This window comes from Thalassolituus sp. ST750PaO-4 (assembly GCF_020320405.1).
Classification (GTDB): Bacteria; Pseudomonadota; Gammaproteobacteria; order Pseudomonadales; family Oceanobacteraceae; genus Venatoribacter; species Venatoribacter alkanivorans.
In genome coordinates this window covers 110,780-127,129 of record NZ_JABVCB010000013.1, presented here as the reverse complement: position 1 = coordinate 127,129, position 16,350 = coordinate 110,780, and the positions used below count along the sequence as shown (strand labels likewise).

Annotated in this window: 23 protein-coding genes; 14 read left to right on the top strand and 9 right to left on the bottom strand. The window is 50.8% G+C overall.

All coding sequences use genetic code 11. The annotated features are described in order from the left end of the window. The first annotated feature begins 95 nt into the window (after positions 1-95). From HUF18_RS16075 to HUF18_RS16055, 5 genes are all read left to right on the top strand, one after another. Positions 96-659, top strand: coding sequence for a hypothetical protein (locus HUF18_RS16075; RefSeq protein WP_225692900.1), 564 nt, complete (start codon positions 96-98; stop codon positions 657-659). Between the two features lie 336 nt (positions 660-995). Then, positions 996-1,601, top strand: coding sequence for an SMI1/KNR4 family protein (locus HUF18_RS16070; RefSeq protein WP_225692899.1), 606 nt, complete (start codon positions 996-998; stop codon positions 1,599-1,601). A 61-nt stretch (positions 1,602-1,662) separates the two neighbouring features. Continuing rightward, entirely contained in the window at positions 1,663-2,115 is a 453-nt protein-coding gene (locus HUF18_RS16065; RefSeq protein WP_225692898.1) for a hypothetical protein, read from the top strand. Between the two features lie 42 nt (positions 2,116-2,157). After that, positions 2,158-2,529, top strand: coding sequence for a hypothetical protein (locus tag HUF18_RS16060; protein ID WP_225692897.1), 372 nt, complete (start codon positions 2,158-2,160; stop codon positions 2,527-2,529). Between the two features lie 85 nt (positions 2,530-2,614). Next, on the top strand, positions 2,615-3,001 hold the full coding sequence (locus HUF18_RS16055; RefSeq protein WP_225692896.1) for a DUF5071 domain-containing protein: 387 nt from the start codon (positions 2,615-2,617) through the stop codon (positions 2,999-3,001). Positions 3,002-3,087: 86 nt separating this feature from the next. On the opposite strand, the gene HUF18_RS16050 is transcribed toward HUF18_RS16055, so the two are convergent. Then, positions 3,088-3,816, bottom strand: coding sequence for an SDR family oxidoreductase (locus tag HUF18_RS16050; RefSeq protein ID WP_225692895.1), 729 nt, complete (start codon positions 3,814-3,816; stop codon positions 3,088-3,090). Positions 3,817-3,962: 146 nt separating this feature from the next. Between HUF18_RS16050 and HUF18_RS16045 the strand changes: the two genes are divergently transcribed. The 3 genes from HUF18_RS16045 (at position 3,963) to HUF18_RS16035 (ending at position 6,439) form a co-directional block, all read left to right on the top strand. Beyond that, on the top strand, positions 3,963-4,841 hold the full coding sequence (locus tag HUF18_RS16045) for a LysR family transcriptional regulator (protein WP_225692894.1): 879 nt from the start codon (positions 3,963-3,965) through the stop codon (positions 4,839-4,841). A 79-nt stretch (positions 4,842-4,920) separates the two neighbouring features. After that, positions 4,921-5,646, top strand: a complete 726-nt coding sequence (locus tag HUF18_RS16040; protein ID WP_225692893.1) for a hypothetical protein — start codon at positions 4,921-4,923, stop codon at positions 5,644-5,646. Between the two features lie 37 nt (positions 5,647-5,683). Then, the gene (locus HUF18_RS16035) at positions 5,684-6,439 is read left to right on the top strand and encodes a class I SAM-dependent methyltransferase (RefSeq protein WP_225692892.1); all 756 of its coding nucleotides are present in this window, start codon (positions 5,684-5,686) and stop codon (positions 6,437-6,439) included. Positions 6,440-6,510: 71 nt separating this feature from the next. Here the strand turns inward: HUF18_RS16035 and HUF18_RS16030 are convergent, their stop codons facing one another. After that, positions 6,511-6,927 (bottom strand): DoxX family protein, encoded by a 417-nt coding sequence (locus tag HUF18_RS16030; RefSeq protein ID WP_225692891.1) that lies wholly within the window; start codon positions 6,925-6,927, stop codon positions 6,511-6,513. Next, positions 6,924-7,271, bottom strand: a complete 348-nt coding sequence (locus tag HUF18_RS16025; RefSeq protein WP_225692890.1) for a rhodanese-like domain-containing protein — start codon at positions 7,269-7,271, stop codon at positions 6,924-6,926. The genes HUF18_RS16030 and HUF18_RS16025 overlap by 4 nt, the downstream gene beginning before the upstream one ends. 59 nt (positions 7,272-7,330) lie before the next feature. Between HUF18_RS16025 and HUF18_RS16020 the strand changes: the two genes are divergently transcribed. Continuing rightward, entirely contained in the window at positions 7,331-7,813 is a 483-nt protein-coding gene (locus HUF18_RS16020; protein WP_225692889.1) for a MarR family winged helix-turn-helix transcriptional regulator, read from the top strand. 33 nt (positions 7,814-7,846) lie between these two features. Then, positions 7,847-8,149 (top strand): hypothetical protein, encoded by a 303-nt coding sequence (locus HUF18_RS16015; RefSeq protein WP_225692888.1) that lies wholly within the window; start codon positions 7,847-7,849, stop codon positions 8,147-8,149. A 56-nt stretch (positions 8,150-8,205) separates the two neighbouring features. Here the strand turns inward: HUF18_RS16015 and HUF18_RS16010 are convergent, their stop codons facing one another. Next, the gene (locus HUF18_RS16010; RefSeq protein WP_225692887.1) at positions 8,206-8,670 is read right to left on the bottom strand and encodes an NfeD family protein; all 465 of its coding nucleotides are present in this window, start codon (positions 8,668-8,670) and stop codon (positions 8,206-8,208) included. Between the two features lie 3 nt (positions 8,671-8,673). Next, positions 8,674-9,615 (bottom strand): SPFH domain-containing protein, encoded by a 942-nt coding sequence (locus tag HUF18_RS16005; RefSeq protein WP_145466611.1) that lies wholly within the window; start codon positions 9,613-9,615, stop codon positions 8,674-8,676. 298 nt (positions 9,616-9,913) lie between these two features. Here HUF18_RS16005 and HUF18_RS16000 point away from each other — a divergent pair, with 298 nt between their 5' ends. After that, positions 9,914-10,834, top strand: coding sequence for an alpha/beta fold hydrolase (locus HUF18_RS16000; protein WP_225692886.1), 921 nt, complete (start codon positions 9,914-9,916; stop codon positions 10,832-10,834). A gap of 61 nt (positions 10,835-10,895) precedes the next feature. Here the strand turns inward: HUF18_RS16000 and HUF18_RS15995 are convergent, their stop codons facing one another. Continuing rightward, on the bottom strand, positions 10,896-11,372 hold the full coding sequence (locus HUF18_RS15995; RefSeq protein ID WP_225692885.1) for a nuclear transport factor 2 family protein: 477 nt from the start codon (positions 11,370-11,372) through the stop codon (positions 10,896-10,898). A gap of 118 nt (positions 11,373-11,490) precedes the next feature. Between HUF18_RS15995 and HUF18_RS15990 the strand changes: the two genes are divergently transcribed. Beyond that, positions 11,491-12,453 (top strand): GlxA family transcriptional regulator, encoded by a 963-nt coding sequence (locus tag HUF18_RS15990; RefSeq protein WP_145466614.1) that lies wholly within the window; start codon positions 11,491-11,493, stop codon positions 12,451-12,453. Between the two features lie 44 nt (positions 12,454-12,497). Beyond that, complete coding sequence (locus HUF18_RS15985) at positions 12,498-12,815, top strand: hypothetical protein (RefSeq protein ID WP_225692884.1); 318 nt, start codon at positions 12,498-12,500, stop codon at positions 12,813-12,815. A gap of 12 nt (positions 12,816-12,827) precedes the next feature. Here HUF18_RS15985 and HUF18_RS15980 read toward each other — a convergent pair whose 3' ends face one another. Then, entirely contained in the window at positions 12,828-13,757 is a 930-nt protein-coding gene (locus HUF18_RS15980) for an MBL fold metallo-hydrolase (protein WP_225692883.1), read from the bottom strand. A 101-nt stretch (positions 13,758-13,858) separates the two neighbouring features. Between HUF18_RS15980 and HUF18_RS15975 the strand changes: the two genes are divergently transcribed. Further along, on the top strand, positions 13,859-14,719 hold the full coding sequence (locus HUF18_RS15975) for a LysR family transcriptional regulator (RefSeq protein ID WP_225692882.1): 861 nt from the start codon (positions 13,859-13,861) through the stop codon (positions 14,717-14,719). A gap of 361 nt (positions 14,720-15,080) precedes the next feature. On the opposite strand, the gene HUF18_RS15970 is transcribed toward HUF18_RS15975, so the two are convergent. Then, complete coding sequence (locus tag HUF18_RS15970; RefSeq protein ID WP_225692881.1) at positions 15,081-15,458, bottom strand: hypothetical protein; 378 nt, start codon at positions 15,456-15,458, stop codon at positions 15,081-15,083. After that, complete coding sequence (locus tag HUF18_RS15965) at positions 15,459-16,238, bottom strand: hypothetical protein (protein ID WP_225692880.1); 780 nt, start codon at positions 16,236-16,238, stop codon at positions 15,459-15,461. Between the last annotated feature and the right edge of the window lie 112 nt (positions 16,239-16,350).

Genomic DNA, 16,350 nt, shown 5'->3' with positions numbered 1-16,350 from the left:
GATCCTGAAGACTAAAATCATCAGACACATGCTGTACAATTAAAAACCAATAATTGACCGTGCTTACCGATAATTAATTACAATCTGGATGTAACATGAATACAGACTATTTGCTTAACATCATTACTGCTCCGGTAGCGGATGACTACTTTCCTGAACAATTTATCGAAGAATGCAATAATTTCAAAAACATTAACTATTTTAAATACTCAATACCAGAGAGCGAGTCATTACTTCGGTTCAAACACGTTATTCCTGAGCAATGGCACCGCTGGTTTGAAACTTACATCCAATTGAATAAGGACGGTCAGTTTCCATCCCTTTGGCCCTTTACCCAGGAAGCCATTGCTTTCGATTTCAGACAACAGCTGGATGACTTCAACAGCGATACAGAACTCTTCGCTCTGGGATCAGACCCTTCAGGCGATTGGTTTGTCATGACCCAGGACAGTGGCTCAATGGTTTACCTATGCGACCAGTATGCCCACAATCTGTATGATGGCTGGAAAGATCCAAACCACTTACTGGCATGGGCATGCCGCTCGGCGTTAGCCGATGAAAACAATCTGACAAAAGAAGCCGTTCTTAATTACTGGACGACCAGAAATGAGAAGGCGGACCAGGCAACTATCGAACGTATCGCCGACAATCTGAATTAAGCACAGAGAAATATCACCGGAACAGATAACGCCCTGTTCCCACCATTAGGGCCTGTCGACACTAATTGAATAGGTCCTGCTGAGAGCTAGTTTTTCTCAGAACAAGGAGAGAGGAGTGATATTAGCGGGCTAAATGAATGACGAACGACGAAGTTAATGAGAAAAACTGGCCTCAGCCCGAAGGGTTATGGCTAAACATCCCTCATCCTGCGTTGCTGTTCGTTCGCTTAACCCGTTAGGCCACACTCTCAGCGCCTTGTTTGAGATATCTTTAGCCAATAACAGGCCTGTTTAATTAGTGTCGACAGGCCCTAAGACACTGACAGAGAATATTGTATGCAAGAGCAATGGGAAAAGATGACAGCCATCTTCAATTCGCGCGGCGGTTTTAATCTGCTTGAGTTAAAAAACGGCGCAACAGCCGAAGAGATCGCCCAGCTTGAACAGCATACCGGGCTTGAATTGCCGCAGGCGTTCAGAAACTTTCTGTCTGTGCACAATGGCCAGGAGCCGGGGAATGGCCGTGGTTTCTTCTTTGGTATCCGCTTGTTGTCGGTAAAGGAAATTATGCGCCAGTGGGATACCTGGGTCGCACTGGAGAATGATGGCCTGAATGAAGATCTGGCCGATTCTATGGAGTCTTCTCCGGAGGGGGTTATCAAGCCCCTCTACCTGAACAGAAAATGGCTGCCGATTACCCATGACCATGGTGGTAATCATATCGGTATCGATTTTGACCCTGATGTTAAAGGCAAGATGCATCAGATCATTTCATTCGGGCGTGATGAAGATACCAAGAAACTGAAGGCCGATTCGTTTGAAGAATTTATCGGTAAATTTATCGGCTATCTCGAAAGCGTTAACTGGGAATTGAACGCCGAGCGCTGGGATATTAAAGACAAAGAATACGACATGCACTTCCACGACTGGAATGCGTTCTGATTAAGAGCCTGGCTGCCAGCCAACCGGAGGCCAGTTACCTGATAATAGTAAGCAGATGACTATGAAAAATTATCTGAGCTGTTTCGTGCTGTTATTGATCAGCGGCTATGCCAGCGCTGACAGATCGTTAAACCAGGCACAGATTGAAGCCATAAGCCCATATTTACTCAGTGCCGTTGCAGAAACGCCCTACTCAGCTGTTATCAGGCACACGGATGCAAAGGTAATCGAGGGCACGGATGGCAGCCAGCATATTTATTATGCCGAGGTTGTCGACACCATTCGCGGGGAGCACAGGGAGCGCATTCATTATTCGATGTCGGCAGAGGCTGACGAGGCGGCCAGCCTGGACGATGCAGAGGTTCTGATAACGCTTTGCATAAATAACGACGGCTATTACTGGCCGGGAACAGGTGCACAGTTCCCGGCAGATAAGCAGCTGATTCAACGGGCGAAAAACCACGCGTTGAGTGCCAGCACCAATCAATCCCATTTTTCTCAGTGTGACGATTGAGTTGGCCACCGGCGTCTGGTTGAAACCACATGATGGCAGAATATGAAAGTCCTGCGGAATATAGCCTCAATTGTTGTTATCGTCAGCCAATTAACCGGCTGTGTAGGTCTGGATATCGTTCATAGCCAGAAAACTTACTCGGGTGATCCGGCAAAGACAGAGGGTGCAACAAAGACCACCTATTATCACAGTGAATATAAATGGGTTGGCCTATACCTGTCCTTTATCATTCCCATACCTCTGATTATTCCATACGGTAAAGAGTCACAAACCCTGTGGATTAAAAATCAGGAGCTGATTTATCAGGAAGATATAAAAACAACCACAACGGGTTATGGCTGTTCCATCTGGATGGAGTGCGGTGAGTTAATGACCTGGGGGAGTGTTTTACTGGAGCCCGAGTCGTACCATTAATACCTGCTCCAGGCTTAAGCCTTACTTTATTCGGAATAATCGGAGCCTCATTATCAGGGCCTGATCTCAGAGTATTGATAACACAATGATCAGACTTGTACCCAAAGACAAATTTGACGATGAAGCCTGTGCCAATCTGCAGGCCGCCTCCGACCAAGATCTGCTTCCTTATATTGCCGATCTGCTGGAATGTCTGCAGGACCTTAACTGGCCTATCGCCGGGCCGGTTGCTGAGCGCTTATCGTTACTGGGCAACGAGCTGGTACAGCCGGTATCAGATATTCTGAACAGCGACGACGAGATGTGGAAATACTGGATCATCTCCCATTTTCTGTATCTGGTAAGTGATGAGGTATTTCAGGCACTGCGTTTTAAACTGAACAGTATCCGCCGGCATCCAACCGCCAGCGAAACCGCAGAAGAAGTCCAGAGTGCTGCCTGTGAACTTTTAATTTCGCGGCGTAACGCCTGACGAAACTTTATTCCTGCGGTAAAGCCATACTCCGGCGCTCTATAAACCTGCGCCGGATAGTGCACTGATTCGCCGGACGTAACCTTTTACAGTAAATAACCGCCATCAACTTCCAGCACCGCACTGCGCATCGCCAGCGACTGATCAGAGAGCAGAAACTCGATTGCACCAATCTGATCCTGCGCCGTCATCACCCGCCCCAGCACTGTATCCTTCATCGATTCAAGCAGAGCATCCTGTTGCTCCGCATTCATCCCCGCCTTGCCCTGAATGGCTGTTGCAGTTACACCGGGGCGAACGGAATTAATACGGATACCTAAGCCTGAAAATTCCAGATTAGCCACCCGCGCAATGGCTTCAAAAGCCGCTTTGCTGGCAGCATATACCGCCGCTTGCGGGAAGGCTTTGGTCACCACAATGCTGGATACAAACACCACACTGGAAGGATTCTTCAGCAGCGGTTGTAACTGCTGCAGGGTAATAAAAGGGCCTTTGGTATTAATGGCGATGGTCTGGTCAAAGTCTTCTTCGCTGCTGGTTGCAATAGCCTGCGGATAAAACACACCGGCATTCAGCACTAAACCATCCAGTTGAATATTGTCTTTTTGCAGGGCTGCGGCCAGTTGTTTCAGCGCCGCGCCGTCAGCACTGTCAGCAACAAAACCGCTGCAGCCGATCGCAGCACTTACCTGATTTACTTTGTGCTGATCACGCCCGGTAATAATCACATGATTGCCGTCGGCTGCCAGTTTCTCTGCCAGCTCCAGGCCGATGCCTGCGGTGCCCCCCGTAATCAGAATTGTTTTGCCATTCATATCCGTTCTCCTCGTTGTTTGCTGTACGGCAGATTAGCAACTTGTCAGGTCGCCCATAAGGCATCAATATACGCACTTACTGGTTCTCATCTGGCAACAAAGTACTTTCTGCAGGCCCTCTCCGGCCATTGTTCATCAGAGGTTTTATGTCTTATCTCAATCTGCCACTGCTGCATGTTTTTCATCTGGTTGCGGAACGTGGCAGCTTTCAGGCGGCGGCCAGCGAGCTGAACCTGCCGCGCTCGTCGGTCAGTAAGAAGATCCGTCAGCTTGAGGAGTTTGTCGGCCAGCCGTTATTACAACGCTCAACCCGGCAGCTGCAGTTAACCGATGTCGGCCGTAATTTATTGCTGGGAACCTGTGAGCTGAACAAGGTACTGAGCAATCTGAGTGGCCTGCTGGATGATATGCAGACCTCTCCGAAAGGCCGGGTAAAAATCAGTGCCAGTGTACTGATGGGTCAGGCCCGGCTGGTGCCGGTACTGAAGAAACTGCGCGGACAATTTCCCGATATTGAACTGGAATTAAATCTCGATGACCGCAATGTAGATTTGCTGGAAGAAAACGTGGACATTGCCATCCGTATTGGCCAGCTGCCCGATTCCTCTTTAATTGCGCGCAAGATTGGCGAAAAACACTGGGGCTGGTTTGCCTCGCCACAGTATCTGGCCGAACGCGGTCAGCCGGACACTCCTGCCGATCTCGCCCGGCACGATTGTCTGGTGTTCGGCTCCCTGAACTTCTGGCCTTTCCGCAACCGCGCGGGGCAGACGGAGAATATCGAAGTCAGCCCCGCCATAAAAACCAATAACAGCCGCGCTCTGGTGGATATGGCCAGCGCCGGGCTGGGCATTATTATGCTCGATCCGGAATTTATCAGAGCGGAGCGGGAAAGCGGCCATTTAGTACCGGTACTCAGCGACTGGCAGCACCCGGAAAACAGTCCGATTAATCTGGTGTGTGTCGGTGAACGAACCAAAGCCGCCCAGGCGGTATGGCAGTTTTTGCTGGATGAATTGCAATAACAGGTAGCGCAGGATAAAGACAACGAACATATTCTATGGCAGGGTTCACTTTAAGAATCTCACTTACAGGAAGCCAGATATGGATATCATTGAAGCAATACTCCGACAGTCTTCACTCTGGGAAATAACACTCCTGGCTGTATTAATTTATCTTTTTATACAACCTGATTTCCGCAAGCGCATAACCAAAATAAAGCTGGGCAATTTTGAGCTTGAATTGCAGGAGCTGAAAGATCAGGTACAGAAGGGCCAGGAGAAGATTCAGGAACTGGAAGAAGAGGTTGAAAACGAACGGCGGTTCTTTGAAGATTTTCTTGAAGATTTTGACCCTAACACCCCCATCAGCGAGCTGGCTAAGGTACGACAATCGATACGGTCTCAGGCAAAAAACCTGACTGAACTTGAATCGCTGAAAAGCCTCCTGAACCTGCAATCATCGGCGGAAGAGCTTTATTTCACAGCCGTTGCACTACGGGAAAAGCGTCCGGTATCGCTTTTGCCCGACCTCATATCGTTTCTGCAGGAGCTTTCTGCCGACAAAAATCTTGGCGGTTATCGCTTAAATACGATCTGGACACTGACCAGTGCTCTGCACCTCACGCTGATTGCCTGCATACGCGATAAAGTTGGGCCAATGCCGGATAAAGAAATTCTCGAACAGGCGCAACGTACCCTAAATGCTCTGGAGCAAAACCCGCGAGTACAGCAAGACCGGCCGGATAATCCATCCAAAGGTATCAGGGGACCGTTAAAGCATGCCTTAACCTGGGTCGGAAAGGGGCTAGAAGCGAATAAAAAAGCATAGATACTAGACATTCATATTAACAGCGTGTCGTTAAATTATGGAAAATGCATACGGAAAACTGGCTGCCTGGGTTTATCACCTGGACAAACCCATCGGTCATTCATTTGGTGATCTGGAGTATTACCGTGAGCGTCTCGCAGGCTGCACGGGGGCGATACTGGAGCCCGCAACCGGCAATGGCCGCATATTAATTCCTTTGCTGGAATCCGGTCTGGATATAGAAGGTTTTGACGCTTCAGAAGAGATGCTGCATTACTGCCGCCAGGAATGTCTGCAGCGGAACCTTAACCCCAGACTTACACGCCAGAAATTTCAGGATTTTACCGGCCCACGGCGCTATGAAGCCATTATTATGCCTGCCGGATCTTTCCAGTTGATTACCGACACGGCATCGGCACTGGCACTGCTGCAGCGCTGTTATGATAACCTTCTGCCCGGCGGACGTTTGATTCTGGATACAGATAACAGCAAAGAGATTATCCAGAGCAAGGGCGCTCTGCGCAGCTGGAAAGTGTCTGATAACGAACGGCTGACACTCTCCAGCTCAGATCCTGACATTAATTATGTGCAGCAAACAACGCTCACCTACCTGCGCTATGAGCACTGGCAAGATGGGCTGTTAACCCACAGCGAACTTGATCTGTTTTGCCTGCGTTGGTGGGGAATATATGAACTGACATTCGCTCTGCGGGCAGCCGGTTTTACCGACGTTATCGTATCCGGCGGCTATCAGCATGGCAGAGCAGCCGGTAACGACGATGCAATTATCAGCTTTGAAGCGCGACGGCCATAATTCAGATTCTGAAACGGAAGCGCAGAAGCCTCTTTGAGACTTCTGCACTGGCTTATTTTTTTCCCGGAGATTCAGCGCTTCAGCAAAAAATTACGCGGGCTTAAAGCGTAGTGACCATCACCGAGCAGGATATGCACAACGGATGCAACCAGCAGAAACAACGGATATTCCCAGCCTCCTCCGGTACTGGTATGTACCCAGCCATTACCGGCATGGGTCCAGGTTGCGATCAGTAAGACCGGCACTAACACGGCTGATGCATAGCGGCCATAAAAGCCGGTTAAAATCATCAATCCGCCGCACAGCTCAAGCAGAAATACCGGCCATGCCATAAATGCCGGCATGCCCTGGCTGGACAGCCAGGCAGCAAAGCCCGGAATGGTAAACACATACCATTTCAGTAACGCGTGAGAAATCCACATACTGCCCAATGCCAGCCGCAATAAAGTGGCACCAGAGCTACCGAAGCGTTCATCAATAAAATTCATACTTCGGCTCCTGTGTTGGCCAGTTCCAGCGGATAACCAGCCTCCTCCCAACCCTGCTTTCCTTCGACAAATTCCTGCACATTAACGTAACCCATTTGCGCGAGAATCTGTGCCGCCATTTTTGAGTTCTGACAGCTACTGCTGGCGCAGTACACAACAATCAGCGCCTCTTTATCCGGCAGCTGTTCAGCGGCGCGTGCTCTGATTTCGTCATGGGGAATATTCAGCGCACCGGGTAAATGTCCCGCTGCAAAGTAGCGTTCGGGCAGAGCTTCAACCAGTGTCATAGGTATTCCCTGGTCGAGGTTTTGTTTTATCTGTTCAGGCTTAATGGTGTTGTTCATATGCTTTCTCCTTTGCACCTAGTTGCAATTGCAACTAAAACAACATTAAGCACAACTGGTTGCAATTGCAACAACTTGCTTCTAATATTCTCGGCATGAACAAAACACCATCACCACAAGCGATTCAGGCCTGGATACAGCTGCATCGTACCCAGCGTCAGTTACTGAGCACCGTCGAGACTGCGCTGAAGAGCCAGGACCTGCCCGCTCTGGACTGGTACGACGTTCTTCTGGAGCTGCATAAAGCCAAAGGCGATGGCCTGCGCCAGTTTGAAATTGGCGAAAAAATACTGCTGAACAAGCATAATCTGTCACGACTGATCGACCGGCTGGAAAAGAACCTGCTGGTAGAGCGTCATCAGTGTTCAGAAGACGGGCGTGGCAACCGTATTAAAATCACGAGCGAAGGCAGCAGCATGGTGAAGGCGATGTGGCCGGTATACAGCCAGGCTATTCAGCAGAATTTTGCCGCTAAGCTGACGGAAGAAGAAGCGCAGACACTGTCAGAACTGCTGGCAAAAGTACTGCCCGCAGCACAATAAACAGCCGGCTACTAATACAAGGATCAGAGAGACATGAACACGGATTTCAGAAAGACCGTACTGGGCTGTATAAAAATATGCGACAACCCTTTTGTCCGCAGTGATCCGTCATCCACCGATCTGACGCTGAGCGCAGTGGATACGCTGTGCGAAATGTATGCAGTGGATGATATTTTAGCGATTCTGCAGGCAGAGTTTGAACGACTGGAAATCGTTATTAAGGGGCGGGTCGGCAGCGGTACCGCCTATGAATTTATGCTGTTGAATCAGGATGCGCATTACAACTGCAAGGCAGCCATTGCTCATTTGCGTCAGCGGCAAGCAGCGGATTCATAAACTCCGCCCATAAAAAAAGCCTCCGCAGAGGCTTTTTGATTTTCCGGAAATCACTGTCAGTCGGCATTTTCCAGTGGTTTAACCCACAGCACACCAACATCCACTTTAATCACTTCTACCATGGTGCCTTTGGCAATAGGTTCAAAGCTTTTCAGTTTCCAGCGAATACCGGAATAGGCGTACTCGGTTTTCCCGGCACCATCGACATCCTCTTCCAGCATAAATGGCTGACGGGCAAAGTCGCTTCTGATGCTGTCCTTCTGTACTTTGTTCTGCATCCGTTGCAAGGGTTTCCACAGCGCCAGAGCCAGTACCGCTGTCAGAACAGTATTACTCCACAGCGCTGCGGTTGCGGTTGCAGGCAACAGATCCAGACTCATTGCAAAACCGGTTATCAGCAGCGATGCGCCGAAAAACAGCAGAATAAAGGTAGCAAACCCGAGTACGGCCACTTCAATAATCAGTGCGGCAATACCAGCGACCATCAGCGTCTGGGGAAGATTCTGTTGCAGCAATTCCATAATTTATTCCTTTTTATTATTCAGAGAATTGATGATTGCCATCGACTGGGCCACCAGCGAGCTGGCATCTGTACCTGCATCCGGCAGCAGCACAACGGAGGATTCTTTGGCGATGGCTGCTTTGGCTTCAATCGCTTTGGTTGCCAGATCCAGCTGAATGGCTTTCTGACCTTCGGCGGTATTAGCCGCTTCACCAATTTTACGCAGCGCTTCGGCTTTTGCTTCAGCAACGGCCAGAATGGCCTGAGCCTCACCTTCGGCGTTTAATACCTGTTCGGCTTTATCGGCCTCTGCCGCCAGAACCTGGGCCTGTTTACGGCCTTCGGCAACGTTAATGGCTGCCTGACGGTCACCTTCAGATTCAAGAATCTGGGCACGCTTAACCCGTTCGGCTTTCATCTGCGCTTCCATCGATTCCATCACCGATTTAGGCGGCACAATATCTTTAATTTCGTAACGCAGTACCTGAATACCCCATGGCTCGGAGGCTTCGTTAATTGACGATACGATATTGGTGTTCAGCACGCTGCGCTCTTCAAAGGTGCGGTCGAGTTCCATTTTACCCAGTTCAGAACGCATAGTGGTCTGTGCCAGCTGGGTAACCGCAAATACGTAATCATCCACACCGTAGGTTGCTTTATACGGATCAAGCACACGGAAATAGAGCACACCGTCAACCGACAGGGTGATGTTGTCTTTGGTAATGGCTGACTGGCTTGGTACATCCACGGCCTGTTCTTTCAGGCTGCGGTCGGAGGCAACGCGGTCAACAAAAGGAATTACAAAGTTCAGACCGGCTTCTTTGGTGCCCTGATATTTGCCGAAACGTTCGACCAGCCAGGCACGGTTTTGCGGAACAAAGATGATGCTTTTTTTCAGCACCACCAGAATAAAAATCAGCGCAAAGGCTTCGACAGAAAAGAGCTTACTCAGCAGATATTCCATGAATAGTGTTTCCTTGTTGAATTAAAGGCCAGTTTAACACCAGCCTCTGGCATGGCGCAGCAGCCATTGGCCTGATTTTACAATTCCATGCATAGGCTGCGACAGGGTTCGCATAAGTGCCTGTGCATATTCCTGATAAAGAACATTCTTTGATCATATCGGCAAATGCGGTCGGATTACGGCACCTCAGCACCCGTTTGTGCCTGAAATCTGGCGTAATGTTCCCTTACCAAATACAAAACCTGCCCGCACAATGGCTGCCAGCCTGTCCCTTGTACCCATTACTCAGGAATACCCCATGCTGATGAATTTCTGGCAGACCATGCAAGACGGTTTTAAAAGTGAAGTTGGCGCGGTTTCGCTGGAGGAAATGCTGGCACGCCATACCACAGCCGAATCTCAGTTTATTGAGCTGCAGGGGATGAACGTACATTACCGTGATGTCTGTCGCTGTGCCGAACCGGAAAAAGCACCGGTGCTGATTCTGCTGCACGGTATTTTTTCGTCGCTGCATACCTGGAATGACTGGACCGATATTCTCAGCAAAGATTTCCGCGTTATCAGTATCGACAGCCCGAACTTTGGCCTTACCGGCGCACATCCGCGCGGCATGTTTAAATACATCTACAGTGATTTTCTCAACGAATTTACCGACGCATTAGGTATTAAGCAGTGCTCGCTGGCCGGTAATTCTCTGGGCGGCTGGATGAGCTGGGAGTTTGCCGGCCGTTATCCGCACAAGGTTAATAAGGTTATTCTGCTCGATAGTGCCGGTTTCTTTTTTGTACCACCACCGGTATTGCTGAGCATGGGGCTGCCGTTAAGTGGCTGGATGGCGTCGATGATGCCGGTGCCGCGCAAAGCCATGTATGCCACCATCCGCACCACTTACAGCCGCAAAGAACGGCTGAGCAAAGAGGTAATGGACCGCTATTACGATTTATTTATGCGTTCCGGCAACCGTGGCGCCGGGGCGGCGGTGTTACGCTTTATCCGTAATCGCGCCGGCTTTGACACCGCTCCACTTAAGAAGGTGACGCAGCCGGTATTGATTATGTGGGGCCGCAACGATGCCTGGATTCCGCTTTCCCATGCAGAGAAATTTGCCAGGGCCCTGCCTCAGGCGCGCACCATTATTTATGATGATTGCGGCCATATGCCGATGGAAGAGTTACCGGCCGAAAGTGCCGCCGATGCGCTGGCTTTTTTAAAGCAATAAATAATGATCCGGGGCACCTCTGAGTAATTCAGAGGTACTCCAGTTAACGGGAGCAACGCGTTCAGCGCCCGTTACCGTTCATAAATAAGCGCAAGTTTTTCATCGCCATCGTCTGTACTTTATTCTTAAGCAGCGGCGTCCAGCCCAGTAATAAGCCCGGCAGTCCCAGCGCCTGGCGGCTCCAGCTCCAGAAGTTAAAGCGATCGTCGTGGCGGATTATTTTGCCGTCGCGAAATTCAAAGCTGGCATCGATTTTATTGTGCACCCGCCGGCCTGTCTGGCTGAAGGTGTACAGCGCCTCCCAGTGTGCAGTTATCCGGCCGTTGTCTTCACTGACGGAAAAGCTCAGCTGCATATCTTTGCCGCGCTCGCACAGCATCTGCCACATGGCGCCGATTTCTTCTGCGCCATTCAGCCTGAAAGCTTCATCGCGGAAGGTCGCCTGCGGGTGATAGCACTGCGCCATGGTCTGATAATCCTTTTGCTGAAAGGCGCGATAGAAGCGTTCGATCAATGCTTTGTTGCCGGATTCAGTCATGTCCTGCTCCTGTTCTGATAATTAGCCTGATCATTCTGGCGCAATATCCGGTACGTCAGAAGGTGGCACATATGACCAACATGGTAGACAATCAGGTCATAACATCCGGAGATGCCCCATGCCACGCTGCGTTATTCTCGCCCTTGATCACAGCCCCCTGTCATCCGTTTCCGGGCCGCTGGAAATTCTGCTGCTGGGCGCGCGCCTGGCTGCCGCACACGACTGGCAGATTGAGGTCGCGGCAGAAAACACAACGCAAATCCGTGGTCAGGGTGGTATCTGCCTGAGTGCCCATACCCGTCTGGCCGATGTCAGTCAGGCCGATTTACTGATCGTCGCCGCCATCGGTGATCCGCGTCTGCGCAGCGACGCCCTGCAGGCCAATACCCTGCAACAGATACACACTCTTCATCAGCGTGGCACCCGTATGGTGAGCATCTGCACCGGAGCTTTTGTGCTGGCAGCGGCGGGCATACTGGAAGGCAGACAGGCCACCAGCCACTGGGCGGTTACCGACTGGCTGCAGCAGCAGTTTCCCGCTGTTTTATGGCAGAGAAACGCCATGCTGACCCACGACGGCAACATCAGCTGCTCCGGTGGAGCCAGCGCCTATCAGGATATGAGTCTGCAACTGGTGCGCGATTATTTTGGTGAAAGTGTCGCCCTGCAGGTGGCGCGTACGGTGCTGATTGATTCCGACCGCCACAGCCAGTTGCAGTACAGCGGTTTTATGCCTGAGCGTCAGCATCAGGATGAACGTATTCTGGAAATTCAGGACTGGCTCGATCAGCATGGCTGTGAGCCTTTTAACCTCGCCGATCTGGCCGCGCAGATTCACCTCAGCGAGCGCCAGTTCAAACGCCGTTTTACCCAGGCCGTGCGGCAATCGCCGCTGGCCTATATTCAGGCTTTGCGTATGGAAAAAGCCCGGCAGGCGCTGAGCGGCAGCCGCCGTCAGGTTGAACAGATTGCACGAGCGTGTGGCTACGACGATGTGCGTTTTTTCCGCGAACTGTTCCGCCGCAGCACAGGTCTGACACCACAGGCTTACCGGCAGAAATTTGCTCGTTGGCAGCCGTAATAACACCGGTCAGAATAGAAACAATCAACACGCGAAGGATCACCATGAATAACACCACCACAGCCACACCCCTGCGCCAGCAATTTATAGAGGAAGCCGAACAACGGCTGCTGACGATGTTTAACAACAGCAAACAACGCATTAAAGCCACCGATGCTGAACGCTTCCGTTTGCAGGGTTTTATGCAGGCCGGTGTTTTTCTCGGATTAAGCAGCAACAGCGAGTTGAAGCAGTTAATGGAAGAGATGCACCAGCAGGTATTTTCTATGAGTATCCGCGAGCGTCGTCTGCAGCAGGAAGCCGGCCGGATAGCCGAAGGCATTGATTACAGCCTGTACGACCAGCCGACCTACAGCCGCTGAGTGCTTCGCCGCTCAGTAGTGCAACGTCACCCCTTCCTGCGGTAAATCCAGCTGGTAGTCTTCACCAGCACTGGCCTCCGCCAACACACTGATTGGCTCCAGATACAGCGCATAACTGGAATGATGAATGGGTAACAGGCGCTCAGGCTGCAGCGCCCGCGCCATATCCACCACATCAGAAGCCCCCATGCTGATCTGTCCCAGCGGGCCGGGAGTCCCTACCCGGCCAAGATGCGGAACAAGAATATCCAGCGCCCCACGGCTATCAGCCAGCGTCTGCACCTGAGTCAGCACAGCACCAACCGGCATAGTGTCACCCGTCCAGTACAAACGCTTGCTCCAGCTTCCCTGAGAAAATTCCAGCCAGTAGCCATTGCCGGCACCCAATAAGGTATCAATAGCGGGATCTGCCGAATGGTGTGCCGCAACCGCAGTAATGCGTATATGACCGGCACCGGCCTGATATTCCAGGCTCTGCTGCCAGGCCAGACTCTGCGCGGCCGTAAAGCCTTTCGCCTGCAGTGCGCCAAGATCATGTTCCGGAACAAGCAGCGGCAGACCTTTATCCAGCTGGCTTTGTGCCTGCTGATCAAAATGATCTTCGTGAGCATGGCTGAGCAACAGCAGATCCAGCTGGCTGAGATCGGTCTCAGGCAGCGCCGTTAAACGGGCATGTTCTTTAATGTTCGGCCCGCGCTTCAGGTCAAAGGGCTCGTTCGGATCGCCCATAATAAAGGCATGCTGACCACTGCCCAGCATGGGGTCAGTCAGCAGACGAAAGCCGTTAAATTCCAGCAGCATGGTCGGGCCGCCCAGCCAGGTAATACTGAGCTGAGGAGGAAGGCTGACCACACCCGCTTCCGTGGTCGCGGGCTCTGCGGCCAGCAGATCAGCCGAGCCCAGAAAGAGGCTCAGACACAGCGCACTAAGGTAATGATGCATAACGATTTCCCCGGTTGTTTATGAGTCCGGCGGAGAATATCATCGCGTTTTATCCACATAATCAGGCTCATAATGGATAGTCTGTCCGGGATTTTGGGATAGTGAAAAACTTAGAGCACATTCAGACCTTTATTGAGGTCGCCAGCAGCGGTAGTTTTGCCGAAGCCAGCCGGCGTCTGGCGGTATCGACATCCGCGGTCAGCGCCCGGGTTCAGGCACTGGAAAAGCACCTCGGCGTGCGGCTGCTGAACCGCACCACCCGCTCCGTCGGCCTGACCGATGAAGGCCGCCTGTACTTCAGTCGCTGCAAAGAAGTTCTGGATCAACTGCTGGATCTGGAAGACAGTCTGATTCGCCCGCAGGATCTGACCGGCCGCATCAGAATCAGTGTTCCCCTTGATCTGCCCATGGCCCCGCTTGCCGCTCTGCTGCAGGCGTTCAGTGCCCGCTATCCCAAACTCAGTGTTGAGGTGCACAGCACCGATGAAACCGTCGACTTTATTAACAGCCAGGCAGACGTTGCTATTCGCGGACGGGCGCCGGGCTCACTGAGCCTGATTGCGCGTAAACTGGGCGATGTACAGCTGGGCTTTTTCTGCGCGGCCAGCCACCCCGCCCGGAACGAAACTCCTGTTAACTGGCAGCATTACCCAATCGCAGACCCGCTGAATATCCGCCCACTGTTAACCACTGACCTTAACTGGCGCGAAAGCCAGCTGCAGACCCACAACCTGACGCTGGCCAAACAGCTCTGCCAGCAGGGTCAGAATCTGGCCATACTGCCGGTTGGCTTTTGCGCAGCGGAAGTGGCCGCAGGAACCTTGCAGGCCCTGCCCAACCCGGCCGGATTGCCACTGCTGCCACTCTTTCTTGTTTATCCCGCACGTAAACACATGCCCAACCGGGTGCGCGTATTTATCGACTTTTTTCTGCAACACCAGCAGGAATTTCCACTGATCTGATGCCGGTTCGCTATCAGACCAGATAAGCCTTCCGGTCTTTTCTGTTTATTCATCGTTCCCGAAAAATCTGCTTTGAATGGATGCAGAGCAGTAACACTGGTTTTTATAACAGGTGGTCAGTGTTGAGATATTCCATCTGAATCATGCTATTTGCTCTCAGGTTCCACGCCTTCCAACAGCTCTTCCCTTTCTCTCTGATATTCATCAAAGGACTTATCTGCGCGTTCAAGGCATTCGAAGTAATCTGATGCTGGCTCCTTAGCACAGTCATTACGCTGATTTATCTGAATGTTGTCATAGACAGCCCTGCTGCTACATCCAGCCGCCGTTATCCCAAAAACGAGTAAAAGCAAAAATCTGTTCATTGGCCGCAACCACCCTGTTGCTCAAAGTAATCAATAAACAGAAGCATAGCATTCCGTTGATCATCAACGCCTGCCCGCTCCTCCATAAAGCCAATGATAGTCGACACATCAAACAGCGCTAACGGCGCTTTACAGTAGATCTTTTCCAGATAACCAGTTTCCTCCTGAAGGGTTGCCAGCAGGTCCAGCGCCCCTCCAACATAGGCATGCATAACGGGATCATCACTGCATTTTACCGTGCCTGACCGGCAGATTTCTGAAAATTGCTGAGCACTCAGTGGAAACGCATTCATTGAAAAAAACAATAAAAATCCCGATAACATTACATTCCAAGAAAAACAGATATTCATAGAATTTATTCCGATGCGATTCATTCAGGGTTCTGAGAATTTATTTATACCGGAGAAAAACAGCCCCGCAGATTTATCAGATGTCAGCGCCGAGATAAGAAGCTGTTTATAAACCGGATCATAGTAAGCGACGCCGTCCAGAATAATATCACCCAGTAAACAGTCAGGACGAAGAAAGGAAATACTCACATCAAAGAAGTTATCTATAGTGCCTGGCCGGATAGTTCCTTCGAAACCACACCCAGAGATCCTGGGTCTGCTCCCGACCAGTTTGCCGTTAATATCAATAGTAATTAAAGCCGGCTCAGACTCGCTGGAATCACCGGAAAAACCTTTATTTTTTCCCTGAAATGCACCAGAAATATTTTTCAGATCCGGAGGGTATTGATAGTCACTATCAAAATAAACGGTAAAACCGGAACCAGTCCCGTCTTCCGGTCGCTCCAGAATTCCTGTGATATTCTCACCCGCGACATAAGATGCAGAGAGATTCCGGCTTAAGGTACCGCCGCCACTGAATGATCTTAAGATCGTATCTGTTGAAGTGATATCGCCATTCTCAGCCGTGACAGTACCGAAAATAGCATTTGAAAAGTCGTCTCCTCCGCTGTCAGGAGCCTGAGTCAGAATATAATACTCACCATTGCTACGAATAAAAACATTCCAGTAACTGGAGCTATCGGTCACTCCTTTGTAAAACCCCTGAACCTTAGTGTCCGGAACTTCAGGGCTGGTTGATGTTGAACCACCGCCACCACAGGCAACAAGAGCCAGAGTGGCGATTACTGATACTACGTGTTTCATCAGACTATCTCTCATCTCTCAGAGGTCATTTAAATAAAGAAGTAAGCGTTCAGAAATGCTTAATTTAATTCCTGACATCCATTCTATCTCTACACTTCTGCTGCTAGTATCA

Bases quoted from the DNA above. Each gene is read 5' to 3' on its own strand.
- HUF18_RS16075 (WP_225692900.1), top strand. From the start codon at position 96: ATGAATACAGACTATTTGCTTAACATCATTACTGCTCCGGTAGCGGAT.
- HUF18_RS16070 (WP_225692899.1), top strand. From the start codon at position 996: ATGCAAGAGCAATGGGAAAAGATGACAGCCATCTTCAATTCGCGCGGC.
- HUF18_RS16065 (WP_225692898.1), top strand. From the start codon at position 1,663: ATGAAAAATTATCTGAGCTGTTTCGTGCTGTTATTGATCAGCGGCTAT.
- HUF18_RS16060 (WP_225692897.1), top strand. From the start codon at position 2,158: ATGAAAGTCCTGCGGAATATAGCCTCAATTGTTGTTATCGTCAGCCAA.
- HUF18_RS16055 (WP_225692896.1), top strand. From the start codon at position 2,615: ATGATCAGACTTGTACCCAAAGACAAATTTGACGATGAAGCCTGTGCC.
- HUF18_RS16050 (WP_225692895.1), bottom strand. From the start codon at position 3,816: ATGAATGGCAAAACAATTCTGATTACGGGGGGCACCGCAGGCATCGGC.
- HUF18_RS16045 (WP_225692894.1), top strand. From the start codon at position 3,963: ATGTCTTATCTCAATCTGCCACTGCTGCATGTTTTTCATCTGGTTGCG.
- HUF18_RS16040 (WP_225692893.1), top strand. From the start codon at position 4,921: ATGGATATCATTGAAGCAATACTCCGACAGTCTTCACTCTGGGAAATA.
- HUF18_RS16035 (WP_225692892.1), top strand. From the start codon at position 5,684: ATGGAAAATGCATACGGAAAACTGGCTGCCTGGGTTTATCACCTGGAC.
- HUF18_RS16030 (WP_225692891.1), bottom strand. From the start codon at position 6,927: ATGAATTTTATTGATGAACGCTTCGGTAGCTCTGGTGCCACTTTATTG.
- HUF18_RS16025 (WP_225692890.1), bottom strand. From the start codon at position 7,271: ATGAACAACACCATTAAGCCTGAACAGATAAAACAAAACCTCGACCAG.
- HUF18_RS16015 (WP_225692888.1), top strand. From the start codon at position 7,847: ATGAACACGGATTTCAGAAAGACCGTACTGGGCTGTATAAAAATATGC.
- HUF18_RS16010 (WP_225692887.1), bottom strand. From the start codon at position 8,670: ATGGAATTGCTGCAACAGAATCTTCCCCAGACGCTGATGGTCGCTGGT.
- HUF18_RS16005 (WP_145466611.1), bottom strand. From the start codon at position 9,615: ATGGAATATCTGCTGAGTAAGCTCTTTTCTGTCGAAGCCTTTGCGCTG.
- HUF18_RS16000 (WP_225692886.1), top strand. From the start codon at position 9,914: ATGCTGATGAATTTCTGGCAGACCATGCAAGACGGTTTTAAAAGTGAA.
- HUF18_RS15995 (WP_225692885.1), bottom strand. From the start codon at position 11,372: ATGACTGAATCCGGCAACAAAGCATTGATCGAACGCTTCTATCGCGCC.
- HUF18_RS15990 (WP_145466614.1), top strand. From the start codon at position 11,491: ATGCCACGCTGCGTTATTCTCGCCCTTGATCACAGCCCCCTGTCATCC.
- HUF18_RS15985 (WP_225692884.1), top strand. From the start codon at position 12,498: ATGAATAACACCACCACAGCCACACCCCTGCGCCAGCAATTTATAGAG.
- HUF18_RS15980 (WP_225692883.1), bottom strand. From the start codon at position 13,757: ATGCATCATTACCTTAGTGCGCTGTGTCTGAGCCTCTTTCTGGGCTCG.
- HUF18_RS15970 (WP_225692881.1), bottom strand. From the start codon at position 15,458: ATGAATCGCATCGGAATAAATTCTATGAATATCTGTTTTTCTTGGAAT.
- HUF18_RS15965 (WP_225692880.1), bottom strand. From the start codon at position 16,238: ATGAAACACGTAGTATCAGTAATCGCCACTCTGGCTCTTGTTGCCTGT.